Origin of the sequence: Yersinia pekkanenii (assembly GCF_001152565.1) — a bacterium.
Lineage (GTDB): Bacteria > Pseudomonadota > Gammaproteobacteria > Enterobacterales > Enterobacteriaceae > Yersinia > Yersinia pekkanenii.
Genome location: NZ_CQAZ01000113.1, coordinates 1 through 3430 on the forward strand (window position 1 = coordinate 1; position 3430 = coordinate 3430).

Genomic DNA, 3430 nt, shown 5'->3' on the forward strand with positions numbered 1-3430 from the left:
TTTGATGCCTGGCAGTGTCCTACTCTCGCATGGGGAGACCCCACACTACCATCGGCGCTACGGCGTTTCACTTCTGAGTTCGGCATGGAGTCAGGTGGTGCCACCGTGCTATGGCCGCCAGGCAAATTCTGTTTCAATCAACCCGCCATGTGTCTCCACACAGCCAGCTAATCCAATCTCGGAACAGCGCTGAAAATTTCTATCTCTCTCAAATACAAAACACCTTCGGTGTTGTAAGGTTAAGCCTCACGGATCATTAGTACTGGTTAGCTCAATGCATCGCTGCACTTACACACCCAGCCTATCAACGTCATAGTCTTTAACGTTCCTTCAGGGGGCTTAAAGCCCCAGGGAAGACTCATCTCGAGGCAAGTTTCCCGCTTAGATGCTTTCAGCGGTTATCTCTTCCGAATTTAGCTACCGGGCAATGCCATTGGCATGACAACCCGAACACCAGTGATTCGTCCACTCCGGTCCTCTCGTACTAGGAGCAGCCCCTCTCAATCTTCCAACGCCCACGGCAGATAGGGACCGAACTGTCTCACGACGTTCTAAACCCAGCTCGCGTACCACTTTAAATGGCGAACAGCCATACCCTTGGGACCTACTTCAGCCCCAGGATGTGATGAGCCGACATCGAGGTGCCAAACACCGCCGTCGATATGAACTCTTGGGCGGTATCAGCCTGTTATCCCCGGAGTACCTTTTATCCGTTGAGCGATGGCCCTTCCATTCAGAACCACCGGATCACTAAGACCTACTTTCGTACCTGCTCGAGCCGTCACTCTCGCAGTCAAGCTAGCTTATGCCTTTGCACTAACCTCACGATGTCCGCCCGTGATTAGCTAACCTTCGTGCTCCTCCGTTACTCTTTGGGAGGAGACCGCCCCAGTCAAACTACCCACCAGACACTGTCCTCACCCCAGATTATGGGGCCGAGTTAGAACATCAAACATTAAAGGGTGGTATTTCAAGGTTGGCTCCATGCAGACTGGCGTCCACACTTCAATGCCTCCCACCTATCCTACACATCAAGGCTCAATGTTCAGTGTCAAGCTATAGTAAAGGTTCACGGGGTCTTTCCGTCTTGCCGCGGGTACACTGCATCTTCACAGCGAGTTCAATTTCACTGAGTCTCGGGTGGAGACAGCCTGGCCATCATTACGCCATTCGTGCAGGTCGGAACTTACCCGACAAGGAATTTCGCTACCTTAGGACCGTTATAGTTACGGCCGCCGTTTACTGGGGCTTCGATCAAGAGCTTCGCCTTGCGGCTGACCCCATCAATTAACCTTCCAGCACCGGGCAGGCGTCACACCGTATACGTCCACTTTCGTGTTTGCACAGTGCTGTGTTTTTATTAAACAGTTGCAGCCAGCTGGTATCTGCGACTGGCTTCGGCGCCGGGAGCAAGTCCCATTACCTAATGCCAGCGTGCCTTCTCCCGAAGTTACGGCACCATTTTGCCTAGTTCCTTCACCCGAGTTCTCTCAAGCGCCTGAGTATTCTCTACCTGACCACCTGTGTCGGTTTGGGGTACGATTTAATGTTACCTGATGCTTAGAGGCTTTTCCTGGAAGCTTGGCATCAACTACTTCATCACCGTAGTGACTCGTCATCACACCTCAGCGTTGATAAGCAACCGGATTTACCAAGTCGCTCCGCCTACATGCTTAAACCGGGACAACCGTCGCCCGGCTAGCCTAGCCTTCTCCGTCCCCCCTTCGCAGTAACACCAAGTACAGGAATATTAACCTGTTTCCCATCGACTACGCTTTTCAGCCTCGCCTTAGGGGTCGACTCACCCTGCCCCGATTAACGTTGGACAGGAACCCTTGGTCTTCCGGCGAGCGGGTTTTTCACCCGCTTTATCGTTACTTATGTCAGCATTCGCACTTCTGATACCTCCAGCAACCCTCACAAGTCACCTTCAACGGCTTACAGAACGCTCCCCTACCCAACAACACCTAAGTGTCGCTGCCGCAGCTTCGGTGCATGGTTTAGCCCCGTTACATCTTCCGCGCAGGCCGACTCGACCAGTGAGCTATTACGCTTTCTTTAAATGATGGCTGCTTCTAAGCCAACATCCTGGCTGTCTGTGCCTTCCCACATCGTTTCCCACTTAACCATGACTTTGGGACCTTAGCTGGCGGTCTGGGTTGTTTCCCTCTTCACGACGGACGTTAGCACCCGCCGTGTGTCTCCCGTGATAACATTCTTCGGTATTCGGAGTTTGCATCGGTTTGGTAAGCCGGGATGGCCCCCTAGCCGAAACAGTGCTCTACCCCCGAAGATGAGTTCACGAGGCGCTACCTAAATAGCTTTCGGGGAGAACCAGCTATCTCCCGGTTTGATTGGCCTTTCACCCCCAGCCACAAGTCATCCGCTAATTTTTCAACATTAGTCGGTTCGGTCCTCCAGTTAGTGTTACCCAACCTTCAACCTGCCCATGGCTAGATCACCGGGTTTCGGGTCTATACCTTGCAACTAGACGCCCAGTTAAGACTCGGTTTCCCTACGGCTCCCCTATTCGGTTAACCTTGCTACAAAATATAAGTCGCTGACCCATTATACAAAAGGTACGCAGTCACCCAACAAAGTAGGCTCCCACTGCTTGTACGTACACGGTTTCAGGTTCTATTTCACTCCCCTCGCCGGGGTTCTTTTCGCCTTTCCCTCACGGTACTGGTTCACTATCGGTCAGTCAGGAGTATTTAGCCTTGGAGGATGGTCCCCCCATATTCAGACAGGATGTCACGTGTCCCGCCCTACTCATCGAGTTCACAGCAAGTGTGCTTTTGTGTACGGGACTATCACCCTGTACCGTGCGACTTTCCAGACGCTTCCACTAACACACAAACTGATTCAGACTCTGGGCTCTTCCCCGTTCGCTCGCCGCTACTGGGGGAATCTCGGTTGATTTCTTTTCCTCGGGGTACTTAGATGTTTCAGTTCCCCCGGTTCGCCTTGCATGGCTATGTATTCACCATGCAATAGTGCAACGAATTGCACTGGGTTTCCCCATTCGGGTATCGTCGGTTGTAACGCTTCATATCAGCTTACCGACGCTTTTCGCAGATTAGCACGCCCTTCATCGCCTCTGACTGCCTAGGCATCCACCGTGTACGCTTAGTCGCTTAACCTCACAACCCGAAGGTGTTTCGTGCCTGAAGTGGTTGCGCGTTCACAAATGCTGCGTTGTTCCGTGCGCGCAATCCTCATGAACCTTAAGTTCACTCCGGTTGCTGTGCGCGGTACGCCTTGCCTTTGCGTCGCTCACTCACTTTTTGACATTGAAGACCTGTCGCATTGCGATTATTTGAGAGACTCTAATACAGGTTAATCCTTACCTCAGTAATTCTACGGAGAGATAAGTTTCAGCTGTATTGTTTCAATTTTCAGCTTGTTCCAGATTGTTAAAGAGCAATAT

2 rRNA genes are annotated in these 3430 nt (G+C 51.9%); both read right to left on the reverse strand.

The window, feature by feature from the left end:
* Positions 1 to 6: 6 nt before the first annotated feature.
* A 5S ribosomal RNA gene (gene rrf / locus AEP37_RS22780) occupies positions 7 to 122 on the reverse strand.
* Positions 123 to 235: 113 nt separating this feature from the next.
* Positions 236 to 3143, reverse strand: a 23S ribosomal RNA gene (locus tag AEP37_RS22785).
* Positions 3144 to 3430: the final 287 nt, after the last annotated feature.